At 40.1% G+C, this 14,635-nt stretch carries 10 protein-coding genes and 1 riboswitch; of the genes, 8 read left to right on the top strand and 2 right to left on the bottom strand.

Annotated elements, in window-relative coordinates:
- Positions 1 to 24: 24 nt before the first annotated feature.
- The 7 genes from thiC to HNP36_RS10320 are packed head-to-tail and all read left to right on the top strand — an operon-like array spanning position 25 to position 6,408.
- The gene (thiC, locus tag HNP36_RS10350) at positions 25 to 1,836 is read left to right on the top strand and encodes a phosphomethylpyrimidine synthase ThiC (RefSeq protein WP_184162637.1); all 1,812 of its coding nucleotides are present in this window, start codon (positions 25 to 27) and stop codon (positions 1,834 to 1,836) included.
- Positions 1,833 to 2,420, top strand: coding sequence for a thiamine phosphate synthase (locus HNP36_RS10345; RefSeq protein WP_184162635.1), 588 nt, complete (start codon positions 1,833 to 1,835; stop codon positions 2,418 to 2,420). The genes thiC and HNP36_RS10345 overlap by 4 nt, the downstream gene beginning before the upstream one ends.
- The gene (locus HNP36_RS10340) at positions 2,396 to 3,145 is read left to right on the top strand and encodes a hydroxymethylpyrimidine/phosphomethylpyrimidine kinase (protein ID WP_184162632.1); all 750 of its coding nucleotides are present in this window, start codon (positions 2,396 to 2,398) and stop codon (positions 3,143 to 3,145) included. Before HNP36_RS10345 ends, HNP36_RS10340 begins: the two co-directional genes overlap by 25 nt.
- A 2-nt stretch (positions 3,146 to 3,147) precedes the next feature.
- The gene (thiE, locus tag HNP36_RS10335) at positions 3,148 to 3,762 is read left to right on the top strand and encodes a thiamine phosphate synthase (RefSeq protein WP_184162630.1); all 615 of its coding nucleotides are present in this window, start codon (positions 3,148 to 3,150) and stop codon (positions 3,760 to 3,762) included.
- Entirely contained in the window at positions 3,759 to 4,535 is a 777-nt protein-coding gene (locus HNP36_RS10330) for a thiazole synthase (RefSeq protein WP_184162627.1), read from the top strand. Before thiE ends, HNP36_RS10330 begins: the two co-directional genes overlap by 4 nt.
- A 14-nt stretch (positions 4,536 to 4,549) precedes the next feature.
- The gene (gene thiH / locus HNP36_RS10325; RefSeq protein WP_184162624.1) at positions 4,550 to 5,668 is read left to right on the top strand and encodes a 2-iminoacetate synthase ThiH; all 1,119 of its coding nucleotides are present in this window, start codon (positions 4,550 to 4,552) and stop codon (positions 5,666 to 5,668) included.
- 32 nt (positions 5,669 to 5,700) lie between these two features.
- Positions 5,701 to 6,408, top strand: a complete 708-nt coding sequence (locus HNP36_RS10320) for a HesA/MoeB/ThiF family protein (RefSeq protein ID WP_184162621.1) — start codon at positions 5,701 to 5,703, stop codon at positions 6,406 to 6,408.
- Positions 6,409 to 6,695: 287 nt separating this feature from the next.
- Here HNP36_RS10320 and HNP36_RS10315 read toward each other — a convergent pair whose 3' ends face one another.
- Entirely contained in the window at positions 6,696 to 8,921 is a 2,226-nt protein-coding gene (locus tag HNP36_RS10315) for an outer membrane beta-barrel family protein (RefSeq protein ID WP_184162618.1), read from the bottom strand.
- Between the two features lie 123 nt (positions 8,922 to 9,044).
- Positions 9,045 to 9,143: riboswitch (SAM-I-IV-variant riboswitch) on the top strand.
- Positions 9,144 to 9,434: 291 nt separating this feature from the next.
- Here HNP36_RS10315 and HNP36_RS10310 point away from each other — a divergent pair.
- Complete coding sequence (locus HNP36_RS10310; protein ID WP_184162615.1) at positions 9,435 to 12,179, top strand: TonB-dependent receptor plug domain-containing protein; 2,745 nt, start codon at positions 9,435 to 9,437, stop codon at positions 12,177 to 12,179.
- Between the two features lie 60 nt (positions 12,180 to 12,239).
- On the opposite strand, the gene HNP36_RS10305 is transcribed toward HNP36_RS10310, so the two are convergent.
- A complete protein-coding gene (locus tag HNP36_RS10305; protein WP_184162613.1) occupies positions 12,240 to 14,507 on the bottom strand; it encodes an aconitate hydratase in 2,268 nt (755 codons plus the stop codon).
- Positions 14,508 to 14,635 lie beyond the last annotated feature (128 nt).

Genomic DNA, 14,635 nt, shown 5'->3' with positions numbered 1-14,635 from the left:
TTCTCATTTAATACTACAAAAATTATGGCCCATTCAATCACCTGTTCGCCATTTCCGAACGCCAGAAAAATTTATGTTGAAGGAAAAATACACCCTGTCAGCGTAGCAATGCGTGAAATTCACCTCAGTCCCACAAAGCTTACTAATGGTACTCTGGAAGAAAACCAACCGGTAACCATTTATGACACCTCCGGTCCTTATACAGACGAAAATGCATCCATTGATATCACAAAAGGGCTTCCAAGGATCAGGGAACAGTGGATTCTGGATAGGAAAGATGTAGATATCCTGAACGGAATTACCTCAGAATACGGAAAAGCCCGCCTTGCAGATCCACGTCTTGATGAGCTGCGTTTCGGCTACGATCACAAACCGAAAGTAGCAAAAGAAGAGATGGAGCTTACCCAGCTTTATTATGCAAAACAGGGAATCATCACCCCGGAAATGGAGTATGTAGCAATCAGGGAAAACCAGCGGATTGAACAGCTGGAAACAGCTTCCAAAGAAATGACATCTCAGCATCCGGGAAACAGCTTCGGAGCCAATACTCCCAAAAATAAGATCACTCCTGAGTTTGTGAGAGACGAAATTGCTGCCGGAAGAGCGATCATACCCAATAATATCAACCATCCGGAAAGCGAGCCGATGATCATCGGGCGAAATTTTTTAGTTAAGATTAATGCCAATATCGGAAACAGTGCCGTTTCATCCAGCATCGAGGAAGAAGTGGAAAAAGCAGTCTGGGCCTGCCGTTGGGGAGCAGATACCATTATGGATCTATCCACAGGGAAAAACATCCACGAAACAAGAGAGTGGATTATCAGGAACAGCCCGGTTCCCATTGGTACAGTTCCTATTTACCAGGCGCTGGAAAAAGTAAAAGGAGTTCCGGAAGATCTTACCTGGGAAGTTTTTAAAGATACATTAATTGAGCAGGCGGAACAGGGAGTGTCTTACTTTACTATTCACGCGGGAGTTTTATTGAGATACATTCATCTTACTGCTAAAAGAGTAACGGGAATAGTTTCCAGAGGAGGTTCCATCATAGCAAAATGGTGTCTTTACCATCATAAAGAAAACTTTTTATACACACACTTTGAAGAGATCTGCGAAATTATGAAGAAGTATGATGTAGCTTTTTCTTTGGGAGACGGTCTGCGTCCCGGATCTATTGCCGATGCCAATGATGCGGCTCAGTTTGCAGAACTGGAAACGTTAGGTGAACTTACCAAAATCGCATGGAAGCATAATGTACAGGTAATGATTGAAGGTCCCGGCCATGTACCGATGCACATGATCAAAGAAAATATGGATAAGCAGCTGGAAGAATGCCACGAAGCACCATTTTACACTTTAGGACCTTTAACAACGGATATCGCGCCGGGTTACGATCATATCACTTCAGGAATCGGGGCGGCAATGATTGGCTGGTTTGGATGTGCCATGTTGTGTTATGTAACTCCTAAAGAACATTTAGGCCTTCCCAACAAAGAAGATGTAAAAGTTGGGGTTATTACTTACAAATTAGCTGCCCATGCTGCAGATCTTGCGAAAGGGCACCCGGGAGCACAATACAGGGATAATGCCTTAAGCAAAGCCAGGTTTGAATTCAGATGGGAAGATCAGTTCAACCTTTCATTAGATCCGGATACGGCAAGAGCTTATCACGATGAAACTTTACCGGCAGAAGGCGCCAAAATTGCCCATTTCTGTTCTATGTGCGGTCCTAAATTCTGTTCCATGAAAATTACCCAGGAAATCCGTGATTCCGCGGAAAAGGGAATGCTGGACAAATCCCAGGAATTTATTGAAAAAGGAAAAGAAATTTATATATGATCCTTGTTATCACTCCTGAAATAACAGTCCGGAACGAGACGGAGATTATTAACGAAATGTTTCGGGAAGGGCTGGATCTGCTCCACATCAGAAAACCTAATATAAGCCGGGAAGAAATAAAAAATTTCCTGTATCGTATTGATGAGAAATTTTATCCTCAGCTGGTACTTCATGGATATTATGATTTGGGGAAGGATCATGGTATTTCCCGGTTTCATTTCAGGGAAACTGACCGGAATGCAGGGATTTATAAGTCTTATGAAGGACGAAATATGATTTCCACTTCTGTTCACGATATTGAAACCTATAATGTACTGGGAGAAGAATGGGAATATGCGTTTATCAGTCCGGTTTTTCCCAGTATTTCTAAAAAAGGGTATGGCAAAGAATCCACTGTAATAGAGAATATTAAATATAGGAATAACCAAGCCGTAAAATTAATTGTTTTGGGAGGAGTTAATGAAAACAATATCTGCAAAGTATTTGAAAACGGAGCAGATGGAGCAGCACTTTTAGGAGCAGTTTGGGAAAGTGATCAACCTTTAAAGACATTCAGAAAATGCAAACAGGACGTCCTTTTGTGATGAGTATTGCGGGATTTGATCCCTCGGGTGGAGCAGGCCTTTTAGCAGATATAAAAACATTTGAGCAGCTTGGAGTAATGGGGCTGGGTGTTTGTACAGCGATGACAGTCCAGACAGAATCCCGGTGTTTAAGTATAGAATGGCGCCCTATAGATGAAATATTGACATCTATAAATGTTTTAATGCAGGATTATTCTATAGAAGCTCTAAAAATAGGAGTAGTGAAAGATGCTATGTTCCTGGAAAAGATTGTAGAAACAATACGATCACATAATTCAGAAATAAAAATCATTTGGGACCCGGTATTAAAAAGTACATCGGAGTTTTCTTTTTTTGACCTGAAAACTCTTCCTCTTTTAACGGGGGTTTTAAAAAAGATTGACCTTATTACACCTAATTATAATGAATACAATGTTTTACATGAATGTGGTCTTTTAAATCAGTCCGGTAATTCTTCTGCTGTATTAGTCAAAGGAGGGCATAGGAATGATAAAACAGGTACAGATATCCTGATCTGGAACGGGAAAGAAATTTTATTGGAGCCGGATATAAGAGAGCCTTCAGCCTATTATCCGAAACACGGTTCAGGATGTGTTCTGTCTTCAGCTGTTACAGGATGGCTGGCTAAAGGGGAAAACCTTGAAACAGCATGCGTAAAAGGGAAATTATACATAGAGAAATTTTTAAAGAGTAACCCTTCTTTACTGGGTTTTCATTCAGTTTAATTATGGAAAAATTACAATACATATCCCAGGGATTGGCAAAACCTGAACAGGAACTTAATATTCAAAAAGCCCTTGATAATGGAATAAAATGGGTACAGGTACGCTGGAAAAATGTCGATGAAAGGGAGTTTTTTCAGCTCTGTGAAATTTCAAAAAAACTTTGTACAGAATATCAGGCAGTTTGTATCATTAATGACCATGTGAATATTGCAAAAAATATTGATGCAGACGGTGTTCATTTAGGCTTAAAAGATGTGTCCCTTGAAATTGCAAGACACGTTTTAGGTAAAAATAAAATAATCGGTGGAACGGCCAACACCATTGCAGATGTTCTTCAAAGAATAAATGAACCCTGTGATTATATCGGCCTAGGCCCGCTTAGATTTACTTCAACAAAAGAAAAATTGAGCCCCATTCTGGGATTTGAAGGCTACAGGAATATTATTGAAAGTTTAAAAGAAAAATCAATCGCCATTCCGAAAATCTACGCCATAGGAGGTATTGTACTTCAGGATATTAAACTGCTTCAGCAAATCGGAATATATGGTGCCGCAGTTTCAGGAGAAATCACCAGCCGTCCTGCTGTCATCAGTGAATTTAAAAAAGCAATGATATGAATAATCAGAAATTAATAATAGCAGACCGGATTTTCGAGTCCAGGTTATTTTTAGGAACGGGAAAATTCGGGAGTCTTTCGGAAATGACCGATTCCATTATCGCTTCAGGAAGTGAAATGGTGACCATGGCCTTAAAAAGAATTGATTCCGGATCTTCAGAAGATGGTTTGCTGGAAGCTATAAAACCCGCAAAAGTCCATCTTTTACCTAATACCTCGGGAGCCAGAACAGCCAAAGAAGCCGTATTGGCAGCACAGCTCGCAAGAGAAGCTCTGGAAACAAACTGGGTAAAACTGGAGATCCACCCCGATCCCAAATATCTTCTACCTGATCCTGTTGAAACCCTTTATGCCACGGAAGAATTAGCCAGACTCGGATTTATTGTGATGCCTTACATTCATGCAGATCCTGTTTTGTGCAAACGTCTGGAAGATGCCGGAACTGCCGTAGTAATGCCTCTGGGAGCGCCAATCGGGACTAATAAAGGGTTGAGAACATTGGATTTCCTGGAAATTATTATCAGCCAGAGTAATGTTCCGGTGGTAGTAGATGCCGGAATAGGAGCGCCTTCGGATGCTGCAAAAGCAATGGAAATGGGAGCAGATGCAGTTCTGGTGAATACCGCAATAGCTGTAGCGCAAAATCCTGTCAATATGGCTCTGGCGTTTAAAGAAGGGGTGATTGCCGGGAGAAGAGCTTTTGAATCAGGGCTGGGCGCAATAGCAGATCATGCCGAAGCATCAAGTCCATTAACCTCTTTTTTATTTGAATGATAAAGTAAAACGTAATGAACAGCTTTAAAGATATTTTTGAACACTATAATTGGGATGAGGTAAAAGCTCAACTCGGAAAAGTAACCCATTCTGATGTTCTTAACAGTCTCCACAAGAAGCATAGAACTCTGGATGATTTTCTGAACCTGCTTTCTCCTGCAGCTGCAACAGAGCTCGAATTGATGGCGAAAATGACGAGACAGCTTACCCAAAAACGTTTTGGAAAAACCATTCAGCTGTATGCACCCATGTATCTCAGCAATGAGTGCCAGAATATCTGTACCTACTGCGGTTTCAGCCTTGATAATGATGTAAGGCGCAAAACCCTTTCCGATACAGAGATCATGATAGAAGCTTCCGTCTTAAAATCAATGGGAATCAACCACGTTTTATTGGTAAGCGGAGAAGCTAATAAAACAGTAGGAATTACCTATTTTCTGAATGCTGTCCGTCTGTTAAAGCCTCATTTTGCCAACATTTCAATTGAGGTACAGCCTTTATCAGAAGAAGAATATCTGCAGTTGCATCAGGAAGGCGTTTATTCCGTTTTGGTGTATCAGGAAACTTATCATCAGGAAGTTTATAAAGAATACCATCCCAAAGGGAAAAAATCAAATTTCCATTTCCGGCTGGATACACCGGACAGAATTGGCAAAGCCGGAATTCACAAAATTGGGTTAGGTGTGTTGCTCGGGCTTGAGGACTGGCGGGTAGACAGCTTTTTCAATGCACTTCATATTGATTATCTTCAGAAGCAGTTCTGGAAAAGTCGGTTTTCCGTTTCTTTCCCCAGACTAAGGCCGGCAGAAGGAATTATTGAGCCTAATTTTATCATGGAAGATAAAGATCTCCTGCAATTAATCTGTGCCTACAGAATTTGGAATGAAGACCTGGAAATTTCAATATCCACAAGGGAAAATGAAAAATTCAGGAACCATATCATTTCTTTAGGAGCAACAACCATGAGTGCTGCCTCAAAAACAAATCCGGGAGGCTATGCTGTGGATGTTGAATCTCTGGAACAGTTTGAAACCAGCGATGAACGAAGCATGGAAGAAGTAAAAAACAGCATCAGAAAAGCAGGCTATGATCCGGTAATGAAAGACTGGGATTCTGCATACAGCGGAATTTAAAAATCTTAATGGTTCAAAATAATTAATGAGCGATGAGTAATGATATTTTCGAAAGATACAGCCGGCAGATATTCATAGAAGAGATTGGACTTGATGGTCAGCGGAAAATCATCAAGTCTAAAGTTCTTGTGATTGGAGCGGGAGGTTTGGGAAGTCCCGTTATTCAATACCTTGCAGCAGCCGGAGCCGGAAATTTGGGCGTGGTGGATTTTGATGAGGTAGAGCTTCACAACCTGAACCGCCAGGTCATTCACACTGAAAACACGGTTGGAACCTCAAAAGTAAAAAGTGCAGAACTTTTTGTGAAAAAACTTAATCATCAGGTAAAATGTGCCGCAATAAATGAAAAAATTAATTCTTCTAACGCAGAAAAAATCATTTCATCATATGATATAATCATCGATTGTTCTGATAATTTTACAGCAAGATATTTAATTAACGATACTTGTGTGAAATTGGGAAAACCCTTGATTTATGGAAGTATACTGGGTTTTTCAGGACAGGTTGCCGTTTTTAATTATAAAAGCAGTAAAAACCTCAGGGATATCTTTCCGGAGCTGCCTTTTGAAGAAAATATTCCGGATTGCGACAGCCTGGGAGTTTTGGGAGCGCTTCCGGGTATTGTAGGCAGCATGATGGCCATGCTGGCTTTAAAAATCATTACAGAACTCCCAATAAAGCCGGATCAGCTTATCCTTATTGATACTTTGAACTGGAAATTCCAGACCATAGATTTTTAAATTATGGTATTGATATACAAACTTACTCTCATTAAGATAGGAAACTTTATAACTGTGTTGATCTTACTAAAAGAAATTTTTATTGCATTAAGAGTATATAGAATTTTAACCACAGATTACACGGATTTGTAAAAATGTTTATACTATACTTTATCTGAAGTTGTTAAAATTATGCGCAATTATCTGTGCAGATTTGTGTAATCTGTGGTTAATAAAATTACTTCTTATAGAAAATGAGGTAGTAAAATTATCTTACTACCTCATTTTATAATTTGTGACTACAAAAATTACTGTGGACTCTGCATTACGCCGCCATTATCCTCTTTTTTAGTCTGGTTCAGGATATTCGCATCCTCCTTAGCCAGTTTATTCTTGGTTGGAATTTTATAATTGATGGAAATTCCGAAATTCCTCGTATCATACTTACTTCTGATCATTACAGGCTGTCCTTCCGGCGGATTGGAATACACCTGCATTACCTGTCCGTTGAAAATATCATTCGCGAAAACAGAAAGTGTAAGACGGTTGTTCATGAATTTTTTAGTCAACGTAATATCCAGGTTATTATTAAACGGTTTATCTGCCGTAAAGTAGAAATATCCGGCTTTCGGTGTCAGATAACTGTAATTGGCCGTCAGCTTTATATCTTTCGGTAAGATTAGTTGTGTCATGATATTGAAGATCCAGAATCCTTTATTATTCAGATTATCAATGTCATGTTTCTGATAACCAGCATACAGGTACATGAAATTAATCTTATCAGGATTGAAATTAAACTTCATGATCTCGCTCATCGGTTTGCTGAAAATCATAAACGGAATAGGTAAACCTACATTGAAGTTGTGAATTTTCATATTCGAAATATTCACCTGCTTATTGTAAAGATTCTTACCGTTTTTCATGATGATCTGTGCTACCTGATCCTTCGCAGAACTTACACTGTATCCGATGAAAGCGTAATCAAAGGCAGAAACCTTCAATTCATAATTGTCAAATATCGTAGGCTGGAGATCCGGGTTCCCGGTTACCTGGGTGTTTGGGCTTCCAAATATGACATTGTTCGGGTTCAGGGCAGAAATGCTTGGCAGAGTAATCTTTTTGTTGTAGTTCGCTGCCACATACACCTGATTAATCAGGCTATACTGTACACTGGCATTCGGAAAAAGCTTGAACTTATTGAAAGGTATTAAATCCCTTTCCAGAACAGCATTATCCTTTATCGTTCTTGTAATCCCGGAAATGTCATAATTTTCTGCTCTTGCTCCTAAAGTAAAATCAAATTTTTTCAGCTTTGCCTGAAATTCAAGATAAGTGGAAGCTGTCTGTCTCTGGTATTCCAGATTGGTAAGGCCTCTGGTTTCCGTATCATAATCCTGTCTTTCATATAACCCTCCCAAACTTACTTTTCCTCCATCCAGAAGTTTGATCGGTTGAGAATAATCTATTTTAAAGTTAGCAACCCTCATATCGGAATTATTGCTCAGTACATTTCCGAGAATATCTCTTGGCTGGGGTTCAAATGGCCCATAGAATGTTTTATCAAGGAACACATTATCCTGGCCGAACTTTGTATAAGCTTTTGTATATCCAAACTGGAAATCCAGTTTCTGAGATTTATCCGCAAAGCGTTTCTGGTAGGTCGCCACTGCTTCCTGTCTTATAGTGTTGGTGTGGGCAATATCTGAAGAAGTAAAATCATAATCTCTCAGGTAATAGCCTAATGGACTGTTATCCGGAGTCCTGTCTCCTATACCGTTGCTTAGGGTATAATTATCATTATTGTTGTGATAAATATCGTAGTTCAGCAATAGCCTATCCTGTCCAAGATCAAAGGTTACCCCTGCTTTTGCAAAGTAACCGCGTGCTATTCTGTCTGTATTATTATGCAGTAGGATATCCTGATCACCATTTAACATACTTTCACGGTAGTTCTGGCCTACGTTCAGCTGCCATCCGAATAATTTATTTCTTGCATTCAGATTTAAGGAATTAGTGGCTCTGCTTCTGAATTTATCGTAATTCGTAAATGAGTAATTGCCCGAATAAGTTGCGGTTAAATATTTATTGGCATTTTTATTCGTAATGATATTCATGATGGCGCCTCCTGAAGTAGCGGGGAATTCTGCGCCGGGCTGTGTGATCACTTCTATTCTGTCCACCGAGTTGGCAGGCATCCCTTCCAGGAAGGAATTTAATTCATTTGATGTAATATTTAAAGGTCTTCCGTTCAAATAAACGTCCAGCACTTTTCCCTGATACATCATTCCGGCAATATCAGTGGAGATCAGCCCCGGAAGCTTTTTTATACCTTCCAGAACATTACCGTTATTAAGCTGTGGCTGTTCGGAAAAATCAAAGATCGTACGATCTGCTTTCTGTTCAACGGCTTTTTTAGTTTTGGTAATGACAACACCTTCAATCTGTTTCTCCTTTTCCGTATTGGTACTGGTCTTTTCCTGTGAATAGGCAAAAAATGACCCCAGCAAGGATAGCGTCAATATAGTTTTTTTCATAATGTTTTTTTACTACTATTTCTGTTAGACGTAAAAAAAGGGAAATTGTTACGGTAGAATTTGCGAAAAGTTAAATTTTTTAGCAATTATTTTTTTATTTCCGAAATATTTATATCTTTGCCCTGTAATTATCAAGAATCTCATAGATGGGATAGCAACCTGCAAAAACAAGCAAGGTGCTGAAATAGATAAGCCGGTATGCCCGGAAAAAATGTTTATTCTCTATTTTTCCTCCCATCTTGAAATTTTTGTTTTAAAAAAATAAAATCAATGTTTAAAGACAAGGGAAATCACATTACCAATTTAAATTTTAGTTTCTCAGATCGTGAAGTGTCATTTTACTATTCTGACCTGTTTTCATGCCATTTCCATATGCGCATGTGTTGTTGTTTCTAGACATCTTTAAAAAATAATACCAACCATTCCGGCTTTTGACCGTAACCTTAAACATAAGGTTACAGGAAAATTATTGCCTGAAATCATACAATTAGTAATAAAAAAATAGAAAAAAACATGCATACTTTCAACAAAAAAATAATCATAGCATCAGCAACTTTTATTTCAGCATTTTACTTCGGGCAGACGGATTCTGCATCATCCAAAAAAATTGATGACGTAGTGATTCTGGGATCAAGAGGATCGGGGAGATCGCTTACGGAAACACCTGTTCCGGTAGATATTATCAATATTTCAAAGATTTTGAGACAAAGTCCTGTTAATAATATAAGCCAGGCCCTTAACTATGTAGTGCCTTCATTTTCCTCTACCTCACATACCGTTAATGACGGAACCGATTTTGTAGATCCTGCTCTTCTCAGGGGACTTGGTCCGGATCAGGTTTTGGTTTTGCTTAACGGAAAAAGAAGATACCAGTCGTCCCTGATCAATGTTACCCTGACTCCGGGAAGAGGTTCAGTAGGAACAGATCTTAATGCTATCCCTGCTTTTGCCTTAGATAAAATAGAAGTGCTGCGAGACGGAGCTTCTGCCCAGTATGGTTCCGATGCTATTGCCGGGGTCGTGAATTTAGGCCTTAAAAGAAGACTGGGGCTTTCAGGACAGGTGTTTTTAGGAGGATATGCTTCACCGGCAGCCAATAATTTTTCCGGTGGAGTAGATGGACAGACCATTTCTGCAGATCTGAATTACGGAGCAAAAATCGGTGATAAAGGGTTCGTCAATGTAACGGGATCAGTGCAGTATCGTGACCCGTATTCAAGGGCTGGCGTACGTCAGGGAGATATTTTTAACGCCTATAATGCCATTAATTACAGGGCACTACAAAATGGAGTGAATATAGACGGATTATATAAGAATATTACCAATACTTCTAATACACAGCAGATCATTAATACAGTGAAGCAATATGCATTGCAGGTTGATTATTTTTCACAGGATTTCAAGACCCAGATAGCAGGAGCGAACAGTATTATAGCACTGCAAGGCTTATTAAAACAGGATTTTACGGATCAGGAGCTTAAGTATAGAGGGTTGGAAAGAAAAGATTTCAGCTTGAGAGCAGGGCAGTCTAAATTGCAGTCGGCACAGCTTTTTTTCAACTCTGAAATCCCGGTGAATGAAGACTGGAAAGTATATTCTTTTGGAGGATATAGCTACCGTTTAGGAAATGCCGGAGGTTTTTACCGCTTGCCGAATACAGAAAGAAATATCAATGCTGTTACCCCGAACGGATATCTTCCGCAAATTGAAGCAACTGTGAATGATTATTCATTAGCCGGAGGAATCAAAGGAAAATGGAACGGCTGGAATGTGGATTTAAGCAATACGTTCGGGAAAAATGCCTTTAATTTTGGGGTAGTGAATACATTTAACGCATCCCTGGGTGATAATTCACCAAGAACTTTTGATGCTGGAGGGTCTGAATTTTTACAAAATACACTGAATCTGGATTTCTCTAAGAAGTATGATGTACTTCACGGTCTGAATGTAGCTTTTGGAGGGGAGTATCGTTATGAAAACTACAAAGTGAATGCAGGAAATGAAAACTCATATGTTTCCTATGATATCTATGGTCGCGTAGTGACAGCCTCTACTCCTGATAATGAAAAACCAACTGATTTTTTTAACAATATAAGACCGGCAGGGTCACAGGTGTTTCCGGGATTCAGTCCTGATAATGCGGTTTCCGGAAGCAGAAACAGTGTTGCGGCCTATGCAGATGTTGAAATTGAGCCAACTGATTGGTGGCTAGTGGAAGGAGCTGTACGTTTTGAAAATTATTCAGACTTCGGCTCTACTTTCAATTATAAACTGGCAACCAATGTAAAACTGGCTAAAAACTTTAACTGGAGAGGAGCTGTTTCCACAGGATTCAGAGCGCCTTCTCTGGCACAGATCTATTACAGTTCTACCTCTACACTGATCCAGAAAGGACAAACAACACAAGTGGGAACTTTCAGGAACAATTCTGAAGCGGCTCAGGCATTGGGAATACCAAAATTAAAACAGGAAACTTCGCAATCCTACAGCACGGGAATTACGTGGAAGATTCCATCTCTAAGTTTAGTGTTTACAGCGGATGCTTATTTAATAAAAATCAAGGACAGAGTAGTGCTTACTGATTTATTCTACCGTCCGGAAGGAAGTTTTGCACCGGGATCTGATCAGGCGGTTCTTCAGGGGGCATTCGACCTTGCAAGGGCCAGCGCTGCGAATTTCTTTGCCAATGCAGTGGATTCTCAGACAAAGGGGTTAGACATTACGATTTCCCAGAATTCAAGACTTTCGGAAGGAATTTCTCTGGAAAACAATCTGGGCCTTAACTTTAACCAGACGAGAAGAATCGGGGATATTCATGCCTCGCCTAAACTGGTAAGCCAGATCAATAATTATTTTTCAGAACCTAACAGAGTATATTTTGAGGAAGCTGTGCCGCGTATAAAAGCTACCCTTGCCAATACGCTGAGACTTGCAGCGCTTACTGTTTCCCTCAGAAATTCCTACTTTGGAAAAGTAACAGATGCTGATGTGCTGGATGCCAACTTTGACGGCGTTACCGAAAGCAGAGAACATTTTGTATTGAATGAACGTTTTGTGACAGATCTTTCCGTCGGTTATGATTTCAGCAAGAATATTTCGGCGACAATAGGAAGTAATAATATATTTAATGTACTGCCTTCCAAAAGTCCGAATATCAGTTCGTTAACGGCTGATAACCAGTTTGTGTATTCAAGGCAGGTTTCCCAGTATGGTATAGGAGGGCGTTTCCTTTTTGCCAGAGTGGAGTTTAAGTTTTAAAATAAAATGAGAAGCGGCTTCCAAAGGAAGCCGCTTCTCTATAATAATTTAATCTAACAATTAATTCTGTTGCTTTTTAATCAGATTAAGAGCAGAACCAGCTTTGAACCAATCAATCTGTTGATCGTTATAAGTATGGTTGGCTATAATAATATCTTTAGTTCCGTCAGCATGAACGAATTCTAAAGTCAGCTGCTTTCCTGGAGCGAATTGGTCAAGATCTAAGAAGTTAACCGTATCATCCTCCCGGATTTTATCATAATCAGCCTCATTAGCGAAAGTGATCCCAAGCATTCCTTGTTTTTTAAGGTTCGTTTCATGGATTCTCGCGAATGATTTCACCAATACCGCTTTTACACCAAGATGTCTTGGTTCCATTGCAGCGTGCTCTCTTGAAGAACCTTCACCATAGTTCTGGTCTCCCACAACAATGGTAGGAACTCCTGCTGCTTTGTAAGCTCTCTGTACAGCCGGAACTTCACCATATTCACCGGTTAATTCATTTTTAACCTTATTGGTTTCCATGTTGTAAGCATTAACAGCTCCAATCAACATGTTGTTTGAAATATTATCTAAGTGACCTCTGTATTTCAGCCATGGTCCTGCCATAGATATGTGGTCGGTTGTACATTTTCCGAAAGCTTTGATCAATACCTTAGCTCCTGTAATGTTTTTACCATCCCATGCAGGAAATTCTTCCAACAGCTGAAGTCTGTCCGAAGTAGGACTTACATTCACAACTACTGAAGAACCGTCTTCAGATGGTGCCTGATATCCGTTGTCATCAACAGCAAATCCTCTGGCTGGTAATTCAGAACCTTTAGGCTCATCCAGTTTTACCTGCTCACCGTTTTCAGCTGTTAAAGTATCTGTAATCGGATTGAAATCCAATCTTCCGGAGATCGCAACAGCAGCTACCATTTCCGGTGAAGCTACAAATGCATGGGTATTCGGGTTACCGTCAGCTCTTTTGGCAAAGTTTCTGTTGAAAGAGTGGATGATGGAGTTTTTCTCTCCTTTTTCAGCGCCTTCTCTGTCCCATTGTCCGATACAAGGTCCGCATGCATTGGTAAAGATTCTTGCATTTTCAAATTTTCTGAAAGAATTCAGGAATCCGTCTCTTTCTGCTGTGAATTTTACCTGTTCGGAACCTGGGTTGATCCCTAAGATTGCTTTTGGCTTCACTCCTTTTGCTACCGCATCTTCTACAATGGAAGCTGCTCTTGATAAATCTTCATACGAAGAGTTGGTACAGGAACCGATAAGAGCCCATTCCACCTCCAGAGGCCATCCGTTAGCTTCGGCCTTAGCTCTGAATTCAGCAACAGGAGTTGCCAGATCCGGAGTGAAAGGTCCGTTTAAGTGTGGAGTAAGCTCTGAAAGGTTGATTTCGATCAGCTGGTCGAAATATTGCTCCGGGTTTGCATATACTTCTGCATCACCTGTTAAGTGTTCGGCAATTTTATCAGCAGCGTCTACTACATCCTGTCTTCCTGTTGCGGCCAAATATCTTCTCATGGAATCATCATATCCGAAAGTAGAAGTTGTAGCCCCGATTTCAGCACCCATGTTACAGATCGTTCCTTTACCTGTTGCTGAAAGAGATTCTGCTCCTTCTCCGAAATATTCCACGATGCATCCTGTTCCTCCTTTTACGGTCAGGATTCCAGCCACTTTCAGGATAACGTCTTTTGCAGAAGTCCATCCGTTCATTTTACCGGTTAACTTTACCCCGATGAGTTTTGGCATTTTAAGCTCCCAGGCCATTCCTGCCATTACGTCTACCGCATCAGCACCACCTACACCGATAGCTACCATTCCTAAACCACCTGCATTTACCGTATGAGAGTCCGTTCCGATCATCATACCGCCGGGGAAAGCATAATTCTCCAGTACAACCTGGTGAATGATACCTGCTCCGGGTTTCCAGAAACCGATTCCGTATTTATCACAAACGGAGCTCAAAAAGTTGAAAACCTCCGAGTTTTTGTTAATACCTTCCTGTAAATCTGCTTCAGCGCCTACTCTCGCCTGAATCAGGTGATCGGCATGGGCAGTTGAAGGAACGGCTACCTTAGCTTTTCCCGCCTGCATAAATTGTAAAAGTGCCATCTGTGCAGTTGCATCCTGCATGGCTACTCTGTCCGGTGCAAAATCTACATAAGAGTTTCCTCTTTCATATGCCTGTGTAGCATTTCCTTCCCAAAGGTGGGTATAAAGGATTTTTTCTGAAAGGGTAAGAGGTTTTCCCACGATTTGTCTTGCCGCAGCAATTCTTTCGGGGTAACGCTCGTACACTTTTTTGATCATATCAATATCAAAAGTCATATCTTAATTTAATTTTTATTCTTTTTAATAGATTTTCCAGAATTTTAAACGGAAAATTCATCTGATACAATACATCAAAATCTATTCCTACACTCTATGTAAAAGGATAAATATGATGAATGATTAAA

It is taken from the genome of Chryseobacterium shigense (assembly GCF_014207845.1).
In the GTDB taxonomy this organism is placed as follows: domain Bacteria; phylum Bacteroidota; class Bacteroidia; order Flavobacteriales; family Weeksellaceae; genus Chryseobacterium; species Chryseobacterium shigense_A.
This window is presented reverse-complemented; position numbering and strand designations above follow the sequence as displayed.

Bases quoted from the DNA above. Each gene is read 5' to 3' on its own strand.
- thiH (WP_184162624.1), top strand. From the start codon at position 4,550: ATGAACAGCTTTAAAGATATTTTTGAACACTATAATTGGGATGAGGTA.
- HNP36_RS10305 (WP_184162613.1), bottom strand. From the start codon at position 14,507: ATGACTTTTGATATTGATATGATCAAAAAAGTGTACGAGCGTTACCCC.
- thiC (WP_184162637.1), top strand. From the start codon at position 25: ATGGCCCATTCAATCACCTGTTCGCCATTTCCGAACGCCAGAAAAATT.
- HNP36_RS10315 (WP_184162618.1), bottom strand. From the start codon at position 8,921: ATGAAAAAAACTATATTGACGCTATCCTTGCTGGGGTCATTTTTTGCC.
- HNP36_RS10310 (WP_184162615.1), top strand. From the start codon at position 9,435: ATGCATACTTTCAACAAAAAAATAATCATAGCATCAGCAACTTTTATT.
- HNP36_RS10340 (WP_184162632.1), top strand. From the start codon at position 2,396: ATGCAAACAGGACGTCCTTTTGTGATGAGTATTGCGGGATTTGATCCC.
- HNP36_RS10320 (WP_184162621.1), top strand. From the start codon at position 5,701: ATGAGTAATGATATTTTCGAAAGATACAGCCGGCAGATATTCATAGAA.
- thiE (WP_184162630.1), top strand. From the start codon at position 3,148: ATGGAAAAATTACAATACATATCCCAGGGATTGGCAAAACCTGAACAG.
- HNP36_RS10330 (WP_184162627.1), top strand. From the start codon at position 3,759: ATGAATAATCAGAAATTAATAATAGCAGACCGGATTTTCGAGTCCAGG.
- HNP36_RS10345 (WP_184162635.1), top strand. From the start codon at position 1,833: ATGATCCTTGTTATCACTCCTGAAATAACAGTCCGGAACGAGACGGAG.